Source organism: Pseudoalteromonas sp. BSi20311 (assembly GCF_000239875.1).
Classification (GTDB): domain Bacteria; phylum Pseudomonadota; class Gammaproteobacteria; order Enterobacterales; family Alteromonadaceae; genus Pseudoalteromonas.
Map to the genome: position 1 here is coordinate 25,742 of NZ_BADU01000156.1, position 15,193 is coordinate 40,934.

Sequence of the window (15,193 nt, forward strand, 5' to 3'; positions counted from 1 at the left end):
CGCTATTCGAGAAACTTTTACGCAATAGTCTGTAAATGTTTACTTAGTAGGTTTAAGCCAATATCTACTATTTTAAATTAACCTATTGAAATTAAAGGTTAAAAAATGTTGGCCCGATGCTCGCATTAGCTTAAGTGTCTAAAGGGTCTGTTGACCTTTCAGGATTAAAACTTGTTCAATCTAGGGGCGATTTAATCGCGGCGCGAGATTTGTAACCTAGTGGACTAAGTAAAAATTGAGTAACAAAGAGTTAATCGCCCCTAGGTAGAACCCTTCGGGCAGCGCATGTTTGGCATTTATGCTGCGTTATCGTCTATTCATGGGGAATAACCACACTACATAGACTCTGCCTGGCCTAAAAACCAAACATACAGCTGCAAATTTAACCTCGAAAGATAAACAGACCCTAACTAAAAGGAGAACGATTATGAAAACATTTAATAAGTCTATGATTGCAGCCCTAGTATTAGGAACAACCGCAATGGGCGCTCAGGCAAGCAGCTGGGAAAACGAAAGCAAAGATGCTTGGATTGATGGCAAAGCAGAAACCGTACTGCTGATGAACACTAACCTGAATAACTTTGACATCAACACGGACGTAAAGAATGGCAAAGTAATGCTAACAGGTAAAGTTAATAGCGAAGTAGATAAAGAGCTTGCTGAAGAGCTTGTGCTAAGCCTAGATGGTGTAACTGAGGTTGAAAATGATCTAACTGTTATTGAGCTCAAGGATGCAAAAGATTTAACAACAGTTGATCAGATGAATGCTAAACACCACGATTCTACTATGATGGATAGCGACACTGAAAGTGATTTAACCGATGCGAAAATTACCACCGTAATTACCACTCGCTACTTATTTGATTCAGAAGTCGGTGGTACAGACATTGATGTTGATACTGATAACGGTGTAGTTACCCTAAGGGGGACTGTGGAATCGGATGCTGAAAAAAAACTAGCAATGGAAATTGCTAACAACGCTGAAGATGTTCGCAAAGTAGTTGATGAATTAACTGTCATTGCAGAATAATACACTATACTAAAAGCCTAGCTCTGCTGGGCTTTTTGCTTTGTTAACGTTATAAGGGTTAAATTATGGATATCATCAGAATTATTTTTTCTATTTTATTACCACCACTGGGTGTATTTTTACAGGTGGGGATAGGGATGCACTTTTGGTTAAATATTTTACTAACCTTGCTCGGCTATTTCCCAGGATTAATTCATGCGATTTATATTATTGCCAAGAAGTAATGCAGTAGCTTGACTGGACATTTAACACTGAGTTGCTAAGTGCCAACAAAGGTATGTGTATTAGCCACTCAGACTGTAATTTAATAAATGGATTCGTTTTAAAAGTCATCACCATTAAAATCTCAAAGCCTACTATTTGAGCAGTTAGCCCCTTGATTGTTAAAATAAAGCTTTTTGCTAGTGACAAGCCCCTAAAAACTTTTTATACTGCAACCCGCTTTAGTCGCTCTGTGGCTAAACGCTTCAAAAATTAACTGCTTACAGTTATACAAAGTTGGCCCCTTAGCTCAGTTGGTTAGAGCACACGACTCATAATCGTTAGGTCCCCAGTTCGAGTCTGGGAGGGGCCACCACTTTTACAAGCTTTCCAAGTAAATAGAAACTCATCTTCCTCGTTTATAAAATTCGTTTTTATTATTTCTATCGTATTTTTACCAGTGCACTGATTTTTGTATTAATTCTATTGAATACATTGCAATAAACACAGTTGGATCTACTATTAAAGTGTTATGGGGTTTTATTATAAAAATCTTTACTTTATGACCTTTAATGTCGCTACTGTTAATAGTGTGCAGTATATAAAATTTCGCTTAGTTACTCCTTAGGTGCTCTATGTTATTAAAACGAAAAGTTTACCTCAGTCTTATTCTGGCTGTTGTTGCTCCTTTAGCAATATCTACTCTAATATTTTCCAATAGTATTCGCTCAAATACAGAAGAAAAGCTAGCTAAAGTAGATTTACCTACAGCGCTTAGTGAAGTGAAAAGCCAAATTGAATTAGAGCTTTCTACACCTATTATTGTTGGTAAAGAAATAGCGCAAAACTTATTTGTGCAGCAATGGATGAATAATAATGAAGATGCGCAAAGTCGCGGTAAATTTATTGATTACCTCAAACATATAAAAAATAAAAACCAAGCCAGTAACGCATATATTATTTCTAAAAATTCCCGTAACTATTACACCGATGAAGGTATTTCTAGGCAAATAGACAGCAGCGATACTTGGTTTGATACTTTTTTAGCATCGGATAGGCCATTTGAAGTCGCGCTCGACATAGATAAAGGCAGCTCTGAGGTGATGGTATTTATTAATTATGCCATTGAGCTTGATGGGCAACGACAAGGAATTGCCGGAATAGGCCGTTCGCTCGATTCTATGGTGGAGCTCATAAGCGAATATAGAATTGGCGAGGGCGGCATTGTTTATTTGGCCTCTGGTACTGGCGAGATTATGTTGCATGGTGATAAAACTAAAATAGGGCAATCTGTTAACTTAGCGCCAATTAAAAATGGGGCAATTCAAAGTAAAGTAATTGATGGCGATGACTATGTTGTCTCAAGTACACCAGTAAACTCTTTAGGTTGGCACCTAGTCGCTGAGATTCCCCAAGAGCAATTATATGGCCCAATTAATAGCGCTATTAATACTAATATCATTTTTGGTGTAATTATTGCGCTTGTAGGTTTAGCGTTAGCACGTGTGTTGGTCGGGCAAATATTTAGACCCATTGAAAACATTACTGCAGCAGTGAATGCATTAACGGAAAAAGATGGCGATTTAACAGCACGACTCCCTACCGACGATAATAATGAAATTTCTGATTTAGCGATTAAATTTAACCTGTTTTTAGAGCAGTTACATTATATGTTTAAACAGGTTTCTGAGTCGGCTACCCATGTTAAAGATATTTCGCATGACGTGCTTGAGCAAGTGCAAGGCGCGGCAAATTTAGCTGAAGTGCAGTCATCGAGTACGCAAACGGTGGCGGCTGCGGTTAATGAGATGGAAGTTACGGTTCAGGATATTTCTGGCAGTGCTAGTAATGCGGCAGATATTGCGACTAAAACTGAAGAAACGACGCATAAAGGCGTTGGTTTTGTGCAAAGCACAATTAAACAAATGGAACAGTTGGAAGCATCGATGGCCAATTCTGTAGCCTCAGTGTTAGAGCTCTCGACAGAGATTAAATCAATTTCTCATGTATTGGATGTTATTAAAGGGATTTCTGAGCAAACTAACTTATTGGCGTTAAATGCGGCAATTGAAGCGGCAAGAGCTGGCGAGCAAGGGCGTGGCTTTGCAGTAGTTGCTGATGAAGTGAGAACGCTTGCACAGCGTACTGCGGAGTCGACAGAGCAAATTAATGAGATGATTGCTTCGTTAAATGCTAAAGCTTCAAGCACGGTAACTGCGATTGAATTGGGCAGCAAAAACACCTTAGAAAATGCCGAGCGATTAAAAGAAACAGGCCATACATTAAATGGTATTTCACAGGAAATTGTACTGTTAAGCGAGTTAAATAACTCAGTGGCTACCGCAACGCGAGAGCAAACGTTAGCAACCTCAGAAATTAGCCAAAACATTGTGATGATTTCTGACTCAGCAGAGCAAACCAAAGAAAATATGAAGAAGTCAGAGCAGCTTTGTAATGGTTTAAATAAAGAGTCGAATATTTTAAGGGATTTACTAGGCAAGTTTACGCTTTAAACACGACTTCATAAAAAATCAGCCGAGCAGGGATAGCATCATAGTTATAGAGCACTGGTACTATAACTATGATGTTTTAATGGCGGTTAGTTTTTACGATAAATCTCGTGATTCATTTCGTAAATATTAACGCTTAAACTATCAGAGGCTCTGCAATATGTTTGCAGGCACGCTAGTAACTGCTCACTTAGTTTTTGCTTTTGCTCAATAGAACGCCCAGCCATAATATGTACTGCAATATGTATAAACCCTTCTTTACCTACACCTAATTGGTAATGTTGATACGCAATAGCACGAGTTTTTATTGTTTCTAAATCAAATAAGCCACTTTCAAATGTTGTTGTGTGGATTTTTTCCACTAGAACCTGAGGTAATAAAGGCAGATCTTCTGAGTGTTCAATAATAATGTGTGGCATTTAGCGTATCCTCTTTAGATTGGTTTGTTTAATTATACCAAACGGGTTTGCACACGCTAACCCTATGGAGTTTAATTTTTAAAAATTTGGCTTAGCATAGTTCAGGCTGTTGCTTTTAGGGCAAATATTGGTGATTAATACGCTTTATATCAATTTGTGGTGACTTATACGAAGAGTACACCAGCCAGTTTGCACTTGTAATATAAGTTAGGCCTGAGGTGCGGCTAAATGCGCGTTCAGGAAGTCTTATTACATCATGATGACTTTTGGTTGAAAAGTCGTAATAACTTAATCGGTAGTCGCCTTGTTTTACATTAAAATAGTAAATACGCGATTGCGCTAAGGTATCGCCTTCAAAAAAGTACCACGAATTATGATTAGATAAATTAATTTCGCTAACTAGTGGTTGCTCAGTTTGGCTATCAGGGTCTTTGATCCATAACTGATTAGTTGCTTGGTTGGCAAAAATTAAAGCGCCTTGCTGGTTTTCATAAGCGTATAATGTCGGTGAATCTATGGCCTGTTCGAGTTTATTACCATTTAAATCGAAGCGATACACGTGCTGATCATCAGAGACTAATACGCTTTTACTGTCTGCAGCCCAGCTCGGTTTGCCATGATCGCTAAAGCCTGTAGGTAATAATTGACTGGTTTGTTTATTAAAGTCATACAGGTATAACGCATGACCACTAGGGTGAGAGGCAACAAAAGCAATATAATCACCATCAGGCGACCATACTGGGTGGTAAATATTGGCATTGAGATTAGTGAGCTGCTTTCGAGACGTACCGTCTTTATTTGCGGTCCACAATTCCATTGAGCCCGACTCATTAGAGACAAACGCAAGTTTGTTTCTGGCTTTATTGTAATCAGGAAAGCGGGTACTAAAATGGCTCGATAACACTGGGAAAGGAGAGCTTGCAACCGCATTATTAACCTCTAAACGCATTAAAGCTGAGTCTATATTCCACTGATGAAAATACAAACTGCCATCACTTGCAAATTCTGGGTAGCTTAAGCCATCTATGCGGGCATTGATCATTTGTTGTGTTTTAAGGTTGTAAAAGTACCCTTGGCGTTTACCTTTTTTCACACCAGAAAAAACGAGTTGCGCCTTAGAGGGGTGCCAATCAACGCCTCTCATATCAATAAACCCAGTAGTTAACTGCTTTGCATTGCCTGTTTTTATATCGATTAAAAATAATTCTTCAAACCCCGTTGGTAAGTTACGAGAGACTACAAGTTGAGTTGCATCTGGGGAGAATACAACCGACTCATCGGTATATTGGCATGCTGAAATACAAGGTATTTGAGTAACTGTGTATGGCGATGAGGTTAAATCAACAAGGTTAAGTTGAGTTAGGCTATTATTTTCATCATCTTCACTAATATAAACCAGTTTAGTGCCCACGGCATTAATGTCTATATCGGTACTTGTTTTACTACCGCACAGCCCTAAAACAGTGGTATTGCCCGAGGCAACATTTTGCTGAATAACCTCACAGCCTTGACCAGATATGCGGCGATAATAATAAACAAAAGTTAAGTCGGGGCTAAATACCGCTCGCCCTTCAATAAATGGCGTGTCGGTAAGTGCGATGGCAGCTTGTTCGGGTAAATGTAAATCGCGTAAGTATAAATTAGCTTTGTGACCAGGGCGGCGCCACGAATACGCTAAAAAATGACTGTCATTAGAAATAGCCGGAAACAACTCTCTTCCTGGGCTGGTGGTAATTGTTTCAATGTAATCGTACAAACGTGCTGCTTGTTGCGATTGAGCAAGTGGCTGCTTTGCGTTTTCAAAAAGGGCGCTATAACCCCAATAGCTACCTAATAATATAACGATAGCAAGTACGGCAGCGTAAATATACCCAGAACGAAGCGGCGTATTGTTAATGCTATTAACAGGCTCTGGCGTTGTTGGTTTTTGTACTAAGCGGTAACCCGTTTTACGCAGTGTTTCTATATAGGTATTGTCGGGGTCGAGTTCTTTAAAGCTTTTACGAAGGTGCCATATGGCATTAGTGAGTGCTTTTTCACCCACATATTGATTACCATCCCATACGTTTTCGATTAGTTGTTCCCGACTCACCGCATTTGGATAACACGTTACTAAGTAGGTCAGCAGTTCTATAAATTTAGGTTGTAAAATACAGGCTTTATCAGCACAAAACAGCTTATTTTCAAACGCCGATATTTGGCAATTTCCAATTGAAAATGGCTGTTGAGTATTCATAGTATGTGTATTTAAACCTCTTCCTAGTATGAGTTATTAGCGATGTTTACACGTGTTGTTTAATGCAAAGTAACACGATAATTAGTTAATATTCAATTTTACACCATTCTAACACAATAAATATAAGTTCATAATTATAAATAAATAGATATTAAATAGATGTAAAATAGGGATATAAACGAGACACCTCTCATTGTGCTTTTATTCACGATTACTTACAACCTGTTGTTAGTAAAACAAACCAATTAGTACAAAACAGATTTAATAACTAAAAAGTTAATAAAAAAGCGATTTGTACTAATGGGATAATAAAAAATGAGGGAAGTCTGTGAGTAAAATATCAACCAAAAAATGCGCTTTAGCTTTGGCTATAACAGCGAGTCTATCTGGGCATGTAATAGCAAATGACGAGGCTATTGATCGTCAATCAACTGCTAAGGCAAGCGAAGAAGTGGTACAAGAAGCACCAGAAAAAATAACCGTAACGGGTTCGCGTTTAAAGCGTGATAGTTTTTCGGTTACGACTCCGCTGGTTACCATGGACAGAGCATCAATTCAGGATACAGGCTTAGGCAATCTTTCAGATGTATTAATCGATAATATGCCTGCACTGAGTCAAAGTATTGGTAACACAACCAGCCAATCAAGCATTTCGGGTACTGGTTTATCAACAGTCCAGCTTCGTGATTTAGGCGCTAATAGGACGCTGACATTGATTGATGGCCGCCGTGTTGTCTCTAATAGTTACGGTGGTAATTATGTCAGTTTAAATACTATTCCTAGTGGCATGGTAGAACGTGTTGAAATTATTAGTGGTGGTGCGTCGGCCACTTATGGTGCCGATGCGGTTGCTGGTGTAGTTAATATTATTACCCAGTCAAAAAAAGAAGGTTTTGAATTTCAAGCCCGTGGCGGTGAAACAACAGATGGTGGCGGTCGCGAGTTTACGCTTGATTTAAACTACGGAACGTCATTTGCTGATGATCGTGGTTATGTATTTGTTAGCTCAAACTGGGATCGTGATTTTGGTATGACCTTTTACGATCGCGACCGAGCGCAAATAGAAGCGGCGCATAGTTACGATGATGAGCTGATGTGTAATCAAATGTACACTGCTGATGGCTATCAGTGTGTGAGCGGTATTACACAAGCTGATTGGGCAAGCAAAAGCGATGGCACCTTAGGTGGCGTATTTTTAGAAAACAACCGAAACGATACGCAATTTTGGTATGACGGCCAAACGCTACGTGATGATTGGAAAGGCAATGAAGAGATATACGGTATCAACTCACAACAATACGTTATGCTTGATGTACCTAGTGATAACTTTTCGACCGCAATAAAAGTAGATTATGATGTAACAGACGACATCATGAGTTATTTCCAAATTCAATACAGTAAGAGTGGCTCGTTCAACGATAAGTCACCAGAAGATGAATACGAAGGGGCTTATGTACCTCGCTACGACCCAGTGACAGGGGATCCTATCGATGATATTGCGCCAGGTTATATTCCTATTGATAACCCATATGTGCCACAAGAAATTATTGACAGTAACCCATACAAAGACCGTATTTATTGGGATCGTCGTTTTGGTGAAGTAGGTAATATCAGCACTGACAACGACCGTACGACTATTCGTACCTGGGCTGGCCTGCAAGGCATGATGTTTGATGATACATGGGATTGGGATATTTCTGCCGGATATGGTCAATTTAAACAGCATCAAATCCGCAGTAACGAGTTAAACACGGTACGTGTTAACCAAGCCCTGCAAGCTGAAAAGCTAGCCGATGGCACTATTCAATGTAAAGACGCCGAAGCGCGAGCGCAAGGATGTGTCCCGCTTAATTTATTTGGTGAAGGGTCTATTACCCCTGAAATGGCTGACTGGATCCGTACAAATCCAATTATTGATACTGAGATTCAACAGTACACGGTAATGGGTTATATCACCGGTGACTTATATGAATTGCCAGCAGGTAATGTGTCTGCAGTATTTGGTGCAGAGTATCGTAAAGACTCGCAAAGCTTAGATACCAGCGATGATATGAAAGCGGGCGGTATTACGTTTAACGTTGTGCCTTCTTTTTATGGTGAAGTAGAAGTATATGAGGCGTTTGCAGAGCTTGCAGTGCCACTACTTAAAGATGTGCCATTTGCTAAAAGCTTATCGGCAGAAACATCGTTGCGTTTAGCAAATTACAGTATTGATAATATCAGCACCGTAGCCAGTTATAAGTTAGGATTATTGTGGCAGCCAATTGATGGGTACATGCTACGTGCTAACTATGCACGTGCACAGCGTGCCCCAACTATCACGGAATTATTATCACCCCCTCGTGGCGATTTTGATTCATTTGATGATATTTGTGATGGCTTAACGGCAACATCAACAAACCCAGGGCACGATAACTGCCGTTTAGAGCCAACCTTGGCACAAAAGCTGGCTGATGATCCTAACTTTGAATTTGAAAGTGAAGACAATAACTATTCACCAAATACGGGTAATCCAAACTTAAAAGAAGAAACAGCCGATACCTATACCTTTGGTATTACTGTTTCACCTGAGTTTTTAGATGGCTTTAACTTAGCGGTTGATTATTACGACATTGCCATTGTTGATGCAATTGATGAAATAAGTAACGAAAACATCATGCGTGAATGTTATGACTCAGAGGCTGCGTGGGGTAGTGATAACGAATATTGTAACGATATTACCCGTAACGACGAAGGTAACATTGTAAAAATACTACAGCGTGAATATAACTTAGATGAGTTAACAGCGCGCGGTTACGATGTAGTTGCAACTTACAAATATGACATAGGCAGCTATGGTAACCTGTCATTTAAGCTTGATTACAATCACATTATTGAAAACTCGCAAACCTATGAAGGGCTAGATGGTAACAGTGTTACTTCACAGTATGCAGGTTATGGCCGTTCAAAAGATAAAGCCGCTATGTCGATTGTATGGAAAATGGATGACTTACGTATCCGCTGGCGTACAAATTACGTAGGTGCTTTTAAAGCAAGCCAAGAAGATGAAAAAGATTACCTTGAGTATGTTGCTGCAAATGATGAACGCTGTGCTGCGGGCGATGCCGGTTGTATTGCTAACCCCGAGCCACTGGCATATCAAAACTATGGCTCATTTTTAAAGCATAGTTTATCAGCGTCTTACACTATGGCACTGACTGATAAGAGTGACTTGCGTGTATTTGGCGGGATTAATAATGTATTTGACGACAAAGGGGCATTTTATCCAAGTGGCCGAGGCAACTTTTATAGTGGCTACGGCGGCGGTGCCGGTCGTTATGTTTATCTAGGTGCACAATATAGCTTTTAATTATTTTTAGCTGTATTTGTTTGCAAAGGCACTCCTTCGGGCGTGCCTTTTTTATTGCTTATAAAATTTGTTTTATCGCAGTGAAAGCGTTTAGTATAAGGCATAACTTAATTTTATTATGAACGAAGGACTTGCTATGAAGTATCTCAAAATGGGTAGTCTAATTGCGTGTTTAGCAGGGCTTACAGGGTGTTCTGATGATGTTGCTTCAGTGAGTTTAGGGCTGTTTACCACTAAAGATGTGGTGGTTAACTCACAGCAAGACCCGCTTGTTACAGGGGTTACTTGTCATATTAGTCACATTGAGGCTAATTTAGATTTTTCAGATCCTTCAGATATGTCGATTGCTTGTCGTCAAACAGGGCCAATTACCGCAGACCAATTACAGTCTATTGACCGTAGTAAGTCGGGTGAAGTCGTGTTTAAATCATCTAAGAGTATTTTGTTTAAGTCGTTAAAAGTTCGTCGCATTTATGATGCTAAAACCCATACGTTGTTGTATTTATCGTACTCAACGAAAGAATCTACGGGTAGTCATCATCACGCGCTTTCTACGGTGCCTTTATACAATACACAAGCATGGCAATGGGCCCAGGGGCAAGAGTAGTTTATGTTAACCCTATTTAAATCAAAGCCCTTATTGGCAGAACAAGAACAACAGTGGCTAGTTGATACCTTTATTTGGGCTGCAGAAAACTTTGACCTGAATTTTTTTACTAAGCATAGCCAAATTATTTTACCAACGGTCGAGTTTTTTCCTGATTCTGTTTCAAGCATTGAAGAAATGGCCAGTAAAGTGTTTGCGCGTGTTAAACACTATGCTGGTATGGATGAGTGGCCTATAACACTTGTTGCACCGCAACAATTACAACCTCAGGTGTTTCCACATTTTGAATTTAGTGAGCATCTACGTGGTGAGCACTGCCATTTAATGGTGCCACCAAGCCATACAATTAATGTGTCGTTTAACCCCAACCAAATTAATCAGCCACAAGATTTAGTAGCTAGCTTTGCAGGTACTCTTGCTACCATTTTAATTCATCATGTAGGCGTATTACCTCCAGGTGGTAAAGAGTTCTTACCTCAAGCAACGGATGCTTTAGCGTGCTTTTTAGGTTTTGGGGTGATGATGAGCAATACCGTATACCAGTTTAAGGGGGGTTGTGGCTCATGTTACAACCCATATGCCAATCGCGAAGCCACGCTCAGTGAAACCCATACTGTATTTATGCATGCTTTAGTAAGCTATTTTAAGCAAGATAAACACTCTAAAAAACATTTAAAACCGCATTTAAGAGGTCAGTTTAAAAAAGCGCAAAAAGAAATAAAAACGCTGGTTAACCAATCGGCTAACCCATTATTATTGACTTTTGCGCCAGAGCAAGCCAGTTAACCATGGCCTATATTGATGAGTTTTTATTAATTGCCATTGCTCACTTTTTTGCAGTGGCCAGCCCCGGGCCCGATTTTGCAGTGGTACTTAAGCAAAGCGTACAATATGGAAGGCATAATGCGCTATGGACCAGTGCAGGTGTAGGCGCAGCTATTTTATTACACATAGCTTATTGCGTGTTGGGAGTCGCGCTGGTTTTAACTCAATCGCCTTCGTTGTTTATGGCACTTAAATATATAGCCGGTGCTTATTTAGCGTATTTAGGTGTGCAGGCGCTGCGCGCTGCCAAACCTTCAAATACCGCCAATAATGAGCAGATAAAACCCAGTCTTGCCGCTGAGTCATCATGGCATGCGTTTCGCCGTGGTTTTTTTACCAACGCATTAAACCCTAAGGCTACACTATTTTTTATGTCGCTGTTTACCTTAGTGATTAGTCCAACCACACCGGTAATAGTGCAAGTGGGGTATGGTGTTTATATGGCGCTTGCTACTTGGGCTTGGTTTTCTATTTTGTCGCTATTGTTATCAAAAGCACGGGTGCGTAACTTTTTTCAACAAAGTGGTTATTGGTTCGATCGCGGCATTGGCATTATTTTAATCGCACTGGCTGTGCGAGTTGTTATATAAAAAGGAATAGTATGGCGTTATATAATTTTTCGTTTGGCTCCAATATGTCATCTAATCGTTTATTGGCACGTTTACCTAATGCAAAACGTATGGGTACGGCGCTTTTAAAAGGTTATAAGTTAACCTTTAATATGGCCTTTGCTGATGGTTCAGGTAAATGCACTATTGTACCCACCAATGAACCCGATGCTCTGGTATATGGGGTGGTGTATCAGCTTAATGAGGCCGAAAAAGAGATCTTAGATAAAATTGAAGGCCCTAATTACGACTGTGTTGATTTAACCGTGAGCCTTTTAGATGACGATGACATTAATGTGCACTGTTACATAGCAAACACACATGACGACACACTGCTACCTTATGACTGGTACGTGCAGCATGTATACCGTGGTGCGCTTGAGGCCGGTGTGCCAGAGCATTATAGTCAACGCATTTTAGCTTACCCGAGTAAGCAAGATACTAATAAAGCGCGCGCCGAAATAGAATTTGCGGTTCATCGAGACTAAACAAAAATAATAACCTAAGGTAACACTATGAAACTCACAAAATTGGCTGCAGCCGCATTGCTTGCAGGCTGGGCATTTACAAGTTCTGCAGCGGTTGATACCGATAAAATAGCAGAGGTGATCAATACCTCAATGGCACGGTTTAATGTACCCGGAATGGCCGTTGCTATTGTTGAAAATGACAAAGTCGTATTCGCTAAAGGCTTTGGTGTTGCCAACCTTGATACGAATAGTAAGGTGAATAAAGACACTTTATTTGGCATTGCTTCAAATACCAAAGCATTTACCAGTGCAGCATTGGCTAAGCTGGTGGATGAAGGCAAGTTAAGCTGGGATGACCGCGTAATTGACCATCTTCCTGAATTTAGATTGTACGACCCATACGTTACTCGTGAAATGCGCATACGCGATTTACTTAGTCATCGTAGCGGTTTAGGGCTTGGTCAAGGCGATTTAATGATTTGGCCAAGTACAGATAAATCGGTAGCCGATATTTTATCTGGGCTGAAATATTTAAAACCTACGAGCAGTTTTCGTAGCCAATATGCTTACAACAACCTAATGTTTGTTACCGCTGGTGAAGTTGTTGCGCGTATATCGGGGATGAGCTGGAACGACTACATTGAAAAAAATATTTTACAGCCGCTCAATATGAGCAACTCACGGGCTGGCTTTTCGCGTATCGCTAAAAATAACAAAAACTGGGCAATTGGGCATATCCCAATGGACGGTAAATTACATCCCTTTTTTGTTAATTACCTTGAAGATTTTAGAGGGGCAGGAGCCATTGCATCAAGCGTAAATGATATGAGCCAATGGCTACGTACTCAACTTGCTGGTGGTAAAATGCCTAATGGCGAGCAGCTGTTTAGCGAAAAACAACAAGCACAAATGTGGCACCCACATATTACCTCACTGGCATCTAAAAGTGCTTATGAAGCGTACCATCAGCAATTTAGAGGTTATGGGTTAGGTTGGAGTATAGAAGATTACCATGGCGTTAAGAAGCTGGCACATGGTGGTGGTATTTTAGGTATGGTATCGCAGGTTACTCTTTTGCCAGAGAAAAACGTGGGGATTGTGATATTAAGCAACCAACAAGCGTTTTCTGCGTTATCGGCGGTGACCCATGAGGTACTTGAAGATGTACTAGAGCTTGAAGATAAAGACTGGGTTGAAGATTTAGCTAAAAAGCATTTTGCAGGTAAAGAAAAAGCTTATGCTAACGCGGCTCCATCAGTACCAACAGATATTCAGCCAGCATTACCAGCGATTAATTACACCGGTACGTTGCATGATGATTGGTATGGCGATGTCATTATAGAAGATCTAGCTGGTAAATTACGCATTGATTTTACCCACACAAAGCGCCTTAAAGGTGAACTGGAGCATTACACTGGCAATACCTTTATCGTTAAGTGGGATGAAAAACTATTAGAAGCAGATGCCTTCATTCGTTTTTCTATGAGTGCAGATAACCGCGTAGAATCAGCGAAAATGAATGCAGTTTCAACGCAGGTGACCGATTTTAGCTTTGATTTTAGAAATCTCGACTTAAAAGCTAAATAACCTGAACCTTGGTTATATAGTCGTTTAGTATCAACCAAAGTCGCAAAGCCACCCTCAGGTGGCTTTGTTATACTTGTCAAGCAACTTATCTTTGGAGTTAGCTATGCGCACTGCGATTATTTCTCACCCCCACTGTCGTAAACATAAAATGATTGACGATCATCCAGAGTGCCCTGAGCGTTTGGATGCCATTAACGACCGTTTACTTGCAAGTGGACTGGATGTCGCTATTGAGCAAAAACAAGCGCCTAAGGCCTCGCGTGAGCACTATTTATTAGCGCATAGTGAGCAACACATTAAGCATGTAGAAAGTATGATCCCAATCGAAGGGCTTAGCGATTTGGACGGCGATACCTGGTTGTGCCCCGATTCACTGAAAGCCATTGAGCGTGCAGTAGGAGCTGGGTTACTCGCTGTTGATGAGATTTTAGAGGGTAAATTGGATGCCGCGTTTTGCTCAGTGCGCCCGCCAGGGCATCACGCTAATCGCGACAGCTCTTCTGGTTTTTGTGTGTTTAACAACCTTGCGATTGCGGTTAAATATGCACAAAGCAAAGGGGTGAAACGCATTGCCATTATCGATTTTGATGTGCACCATGGCAATGGCACGCAAGATATTTTTATGGATGATGAAAATGTGTTGCTGTGCTCGTTATTTCAATATCCATTTTATCCAAATACCGCCATTAAAAATAACGCCACACTGGTAAATTCACCTTTGCCTATAGCTAGTGATGGTACTGATTTAAAAGCGCTTTATGAGCAGCAGTGGTTGCCAAAATTAACAGAATTTAAGCCTGAGCTACTTTTTATAAGCGCAGGGTTTGATGCGCACCTTGAAGATGATATGGCCAGTTTAAAGTTTGTTGAAAGTGATTATATATGGCTTACTGAGCAATTAGCGCAATTTAGCCAACAACATGATTGCTTAGGTATTATCTCTTATTTAGAGGGAGGATACTCACTGTCTGCCCTCGGGCGCAGCGCAATTGCACACGTTAAAGCCTTAGTTGATTTCGGCGAGTAACCTAAATGCCTGTTCAGGAGTAACCTGCTCTATTTTACTGAGACAGCATTGTCCTTCTTTTGCTAAATATTCTTTTACCAATTGGGCTAATTGTATTGCACTGAGTGCCTTATGTGCATCACCATTTAAACCTTGATAGCCACTTACCTTATCTAAAATAACCACGTTTTGCTGCTCATTCACGTCCAGAGTATAAATAAAGTCATGTAACTCATCGGCATACTCTAATAGCTCAATCTCATTATTATAAATAATAATTAATGGGTAACTGATGCTCATATATTGTCCTAAATCAAATTGTCATTTACTGAATAATTTATAATC

At 40.2% G+C, this 15,193-nt stretch carries 13 protein-coding genes and 1 tRNA gene; 11 read left to right on the forward strand and 3 right to left on the reverse strand.

The features are described 5' to 3' along the window. The first annotated feature begins 427 nt into the window (after window positions 1-427). The 4 genes from P20311_RS16045 to P20311_RS16060 all read left to right on the forward strand — a co-directional run bounded on the left by P20311_RS16045 (window position 428) and on the right by P20311_RS16060 (window position 3,744). Window positions 428-1,030 (forward strand): BON domain-containing protein, encoded by a 603-nt coding sequence (locus tag P20311_RS16045; protein ID WP_008114840.1) that lies wholly within the window; start codon window positions 428-430, stop codon window positions 1,028-1,030. A gap of 65 nt (window positions 1,031-1,095) precedes the next feature. Next, window positions 1,096-1,254: a YqaE/Pmp3 family membrane protein gene (locus P20311_RS18785; protein WP_008114841.1), complete on the forward strand. Its 159-nt coding sequence runs from the start codon at window positions 1,096-1,098 to the stop codon at window positions 1,252-1,254. Window positions 1,255-1,530: 276 nt separating this feature from the next. Next, window positions 1,531-1,607 (forward strand) — tRNA-Ile (locus tag P20311_RS16055). A gap of 259 nt (window positions 1,608-1,866) precedes the next feature. After that, window positions 1,867-3,744, forward strand: a complete 1,878-nt coding sequence (locus P20311_RS16060; RefSeq protein WP_008114842.1) for a methyl-accepting chemotaxis protein — start codon at window positions 1,867-1,869, stop codon at window positions 3,742-3,744. Window positions 3,745-3,830: 86 nt separating this feature from the next. Here the strand turns inward: P20311_RS16060 and P20311_RS16065 are convergent, their stop codons facing one another. Together P20311_RS16065 and P20311_RS16070 are read right to left on the reverse strand one after the other, a co-directional pair. Beyond that, window positions 3,831-4,160: a 5-carboxymethyl-2-hydroxymuconate Delta-isomerase gene (locus tag P20311_RS16065; RefSeq protein WP_008114843.1), complete on the reverse strand. Its 330-nt coding sequence runs from the start codon at window positions 4,158-4,160 to the stop codon at window positions 3,831-3,833. A gap of 115 nt (window positions 4,161-4,275) precedes the next feature. After that, window positions 4,276-6,396: a winged helix-turn-helix domain-containing protein gene (locus tag P20311_RS16070; protein WP_008114844.1), complete on the reverse strand. Its 2,121-nt coding sequence runs from the start codon at window positions 6,394-6,396 to the stop codon at window positions 4,276-4,278. Between the two features lie 328 nt (window positions 6,397-6,724). Between P20311_RS16070 and P20311_RS16075 the strand changes: the two genes are divergently transcribed. From P20311_RS16075 to P20311_RS16105, 7 genes are all read left to right on the forward strand, one after another. Beyond that, window positions 6,725-9,745 carry a TonB-dependent receptor domain-containing protein gene (locus tag P20311_RS16075; RefSeq protein ID WP_008114845.1) on the forward strand — a complete coding sequence of 1,007 codons (3,021 nt, stop codon included), beginning with the start codon at window positions 6,725-6,727 and terminating at the stop codon, window positions 9,743-9,745. A gap of 136 nt (window positions 9,746-9,881) precedes the next feature. Continuing rightward, window positions 9,882-10,352 (forward strand): CreA family protein, encoded by a 471-nt coding sequence (locus tag P20311_RS16080; protein ID WP_008466374.1) that lies wholly within the window; start codon window positions 9,882-9,884, stop codon window positions 10,350-10,352. Between the two features lie 3 nt (window positions 10,353-10,355). Beyond that, a complete protein-coding gene (locus P20311_RS16085) occupies window positions 10,356-11,138 on the forward strand; it encodes a hypothetical protein (protein ID WP_008114847.1) in 783 nt (260 codons plus the stop codon). Between the two features lie 2 nt (window positions 11,139-11,140). Then, entirely contained in the window at window positions 11,141-11,767 is a 627-nt protein-coding gene (locus tag P20311_RS16090) for a LysE family translocator (RefSeq protein ID WP_008114848.1), read from the forward strand. A gap of 11 nt (window positions 11,768-11,778) precedes the next feature. Beyond that, window positions 11,779-12,273 carry a gamma-glutamylcyclotransferase family protein gene (locus P20311_RS16095; protein ID WP_008114849.1) on the forward strand — a complete coding sequence of 165 codons (495 nt, stop codon included), beginning with the start codon at window positions 11,779-11,781 and terminating at the stop codon, window positions 12,271-12,273. A 27-nt stretch (window positions 12,274-12,300) separates the two neighbouring features. Further along, window positions 12,301-13,842, forward strand: a complete 1,542-nt coding sequence (locus P20311_RS16100; protein ID WP_008114850.1) for a serine hydrolase — start codon at window positions 12,301-12,303, stop codon at window positions 13,840-13,842. Between the two features lie 103 nt (window positions 13,843-13,945). Beyond that, a complete protein-coding gene (locus tag P20311_RS16105; RefSeq protein ID WP_008114852.1) occupies window positions 13,946-14,869 on the forward strand; it encodes a histone deacetylase family protein in 924 nt (307 codons plus the stop codon). On the opposite strand, the gene P20311_RS16110 is transcribed toward P20311_RS16105, so the two are convergent. Next, a complete protein-coding gene (locus P20311_RS16110; RefSeq protein WP_008114855.1) occupies window positions 14,849-15,148 on the reverse strand; it encodes a DUF4144 family protein in 300 nt (99 codons plus the stop codon). The two genes, P20311_RS16105 and P20311_RS16110, sit on opposite strands and share 21 nt — an antisense overlap. Window positions 15,149-15,193: the final 45 nt, after the last annotated feature.

What these genes read in the sequence shown, in the direction of transcription:
- P20311_RS16110 (WP_008114855.1), bottom strand. Translation starts at nt 15,148, where the DNA reads ATGAGCATCAGTTACCCATTAATTATTATTTATAATAATGAGATTGAG.
- P20311_RS16060 (WP_008114842.1), top strand. Translation starts at nt 1,867, where the DNA reads ATGTTATTAAAACGAAAAGTTTACCTCAGTCTTATTCTGGCTGTTGTT.
- P20311_RS18785 (WP_008114841.1), top strand. Translation starts at nt 1,096, where the DNA reads ATGGATATCATCAGAATTATTTTTTCTATTTTATTACCACCACTGGGT.
- P20311_RS16090 (WP_008114848.1), top strand. Translation starts at nt 11,141, where the DNA reads ATGGCCTATATTGATGAGTTTTTATTAATTGCCATTGCTCACTTTTTT.
- P20311_RS16080 (WP_008466374.1), top strand. Translation starts at nt 9,882, where the DNA reads ATGAAGTATCTCAAAATGGGTAGTCTAATTGCGTGTTTAGCAGGGCTT.
- P20311_RS16105 (WP_008114852.1), top strand. Translation starts at nt 13,946, where the DNA reads ATGCGCACTGCGATTATTTCTCACCCCCACTGTCGTAAACATAAAATG.
- P20311_RS16070 (WP_008114844.1), bottom strand. Translation starts at nt 6,396, where the DNA reads ATGAATACTCAACAGCCATTTTCAATTGGAAATTGCCAAATATCGGCG.
- P20311_RS16065 (WP_008114843.1), bottom strand. Translation starts at nt 4,160, where the DNA reads ATGCCACACATTATTATTGAACACTCAGAAGATCTGCCTTTATTACCT.
- P20311_RS16095 (WP_008114849.1), top strand. Translation starts at nt 11,779, where the DNA reads ATGGCGTTATATAATTTTTCGTTTGGCTCCAATATGTCATCTAATCGT.
- P20311_RS16085 (WP_008114847.1), top strand. Translation starts at nt 10,356, where the DNA reads ATGTTAACCCTATTTAAATCAAAGCCCTTATTGGCAGAACAAGAACAA.
- P20311_RS16100 (WP_008114850.1), top strand. Translation starts at nt 12,301, where the DNA reads ATGAAACTCACAAAATTGGCTGCAGCCGCATTGCTTGCAGGCTGGGCA.
- P20311_RS16045 (WP_008114840.1), top strand. Translation starts at nt 428, where the DNA reads ATGAAAACATTTAATAAGTCTATGATTGCAGCCCTAGTATTAGGAACA.